Annotated in this window: 3 protein-coding genes; all 3 read right to left on the minus strand. The window is 47.9% G+C overall.

The window, feature by feature from the left end:
• Positions 1 to 385: 385 nt before the first annotated feature.
• Positions 386 to 670, minus strand: a complete 285-nt coding sequence (locus N1078_RS19375; RefSeq protein WP_274089693.1) for a hypothetical protein — start codon at positions 668 to 670, stop codon at positions 386 to 388.
• An 88-nt stretch (positions 671 to 758) separates the two neighbouring features.
• A complete protein-coding gene (locus N1078_RS19380; protein ID WP_274089694.1) occupies positions 759 to 1,160 on the minus strand; it encodes a GFA family protein in 402 nt (133 codons plus the stop codon).
• Between the two features lie 91 nt (positions 1,161 to 1,251).
• Positions 1,252 to 1,758 (minus strand): hypothetical protein, encoded by a 507-nt coding sequence (locus N1078_RS19385; protein ID WP_274089695.1) that lies wholly within the window; start codon positions 1,756 to 1,758, stop codon positions 1,252 to 1,254.
• Positions 1,759 to 1,916: the final 158 nt, after the last annotated feature.

The following is a 1,916-nucleotide window of genomic DNA, read 5'->3' on the forward strand; positions in this document are numbered from 1 at the left end:
CTTTTGATCGATTTGCCGCTTTCAAAATCGGCGGAGGCTGAAGTTAGCCAGAAATACATGACTACTTCAGACCATCCCTAGGGCAACAGAACAACCCACCCCAAATGCCAAGCAGACGGTATTCAGTGATTTAAATTACACACCGCAAGGTGCTGTAAATATCATCCAGGCGACCAGCACCTACCCCATTGAAAAGCCAGCGCCTAAAACCAATGGGCCAAAAGAAATCGTTGTTGTCGGCAAAGAGCCAAGATTAAGAGACTTGTGCCCGCACAGAGAGGGCAGCATAGAACGCAGAAACTGCAGGATGAGTATTGATTTAAATGGTGGTCGATAATGGCAGTAGTAAGTTGCCCCGCAAGGTAGTGAGGGAACTTGAATGCTGTTATATGTTGCTCACTAGCCAAGCTGAAAGAAAAAATACGCCACTGATCCCGAGCGTGAGCACTGCCAACCCCTTGGGTATCTTTATTTTTCTTCTTGGCACCCCTCTGATGGTGCCATGAACAAAAACCAAAATGAAAAAGGATGCGATGATCCAGGCGCCCAGAGAGATCAATATGTCAAATGACTCTGCGTTCTCGATAAATATGGTCGTTCCCAACGCGGCGATGATCAGTGCAAAACCAATCATTACTATTATGTCAAAAGCAGAGTGGCGATTATTCATGTCGGTAATACGTGACGCCTGGCTTTGCTGCGGGCCGGAGCGCAGCGTAGGTGCGTCCGAAAATAGCAATTGGTTATTTGATGGTGGCTCAACCTGGGAGCCCCTCGAACTTTGGCACCTCTCCTAACTCCATATCCCAAACAGCTTTGCTGGATGAAAAGATATGCGCAGTTGGCAGCATGGTGAGTTCAGTGTCTAAACACCCTGCAGGAACGACGAGCAAACCTGTGGTCTGGGTATTTGGCAATGCTGAACCACACAACTTACAAAAGCTTTTGTTATGACGAGAACCAGAGAGCGTAAAGGAAGTCACAGCATCCGCACCCGACTGCCAGACCAATTTAGCTGAACGCGAGAATAGATTTGCAGCATGAGCCGAACCTGTATCTTTTTGGCAATGCTGACAATGGCACAGGTAAAAGCTGTCGAAATCACCTTTTACCTTAAAGCTCACGGTGCCGCACAGACAAGAACCGATATGGTCAGTCATCAGAACGCCCTCTATGGCCTGTGGGTGAAAACACATAACGTTTGGTTAAGGGCGGGCTTTAGCCCGTCCCAGTGAGCGACTTGTTATGCATTTACAAGAGGCCTAGGAAAGCTGCCGCCCCGGCGCCAACAATACTTGCTACCGTGCTGTTCTCCAGAAGTTTTCTTAACGCTGATTTCGCCTCTTGGTCACCGCTTTTTGCGACAGCTTCAACAAGATTTTGAACGCTAATGTTTACAGTCTGTGAGTTGTTGTTTCCTACCTGAACCTGCTCGCCAGTAATTGCGCCAATGTTAAAAGTAGAGGATTGAGTGTTTGTCTTGTGCGGATGTGCTGTAAGGTTTTCCACTTTAAGTGTTAGCAGATTGTTGTGCCTAGTTCCTACGCCAAGTGTTCCGTCTGCCTGAAATTGAGCATCAATGACCTTGAGTTTGATTTCGCGACTTCCAGACTTTTGAATGATTGTGTCGCCTATCCCTACGTCCGGTTCGTCAGTATATGGAACTCGTAATGTGCCTTTCGACATATTGCGCTGACCGCTGAATTCAGAGCCGGCGATTATGATTTTCTCTGGATAAGCAAGTGCGTCAAAATTCATGCGGTCTTCCTGCGGTTGATTTGTGCATAACGTTTGGTTAAGGGGCGGGCTTTAGCCCGTCCCAATGAGCGAAGCGAACGGTTTGAATGCTGTAATGGACTCTCCCCGCACCACGGTTCTATACCTAGAACTGCGGTGACTGATCATTGGGAGAGGCG

Origin of the sequence: Pseudomonas sp. MIL19, from assembly GCF_028680365.1 — a bacterium.
Classification (GTDB): domain Bacteria; phylum Pseudomonadota; class Gammaproteobacteria; order Pseudomonadales; family Pseudomonadaceae; genus Aquipseudomonas; species Aquipseudomonas spirodelae.

Excerpts from the sequence above, each read along its gene's own strand:
- N1078_RS19375 (WP_274089693.1), bottom strand. The coding sequence starts at position 670 with ATGAATAATCGCCACTCTGCTTTTGACATAATAGTAATGATTGGTTTT.
- N1078_RS19380 (WP_274089694.1), bottom strand. The coding sequence starts at position 1,160 with ATGACTGACCATATCGGTTCTTGTCTGTGCGGCACCGTGAGCTTTAAG.
- N1078_RS19385 (WP_274089695.1), bottom strand. The coding sequence starts at position 1,758 with ATGAATTTTGACGCACTTGCTTATCCAGAGAAAATCATAATCGCCGGC.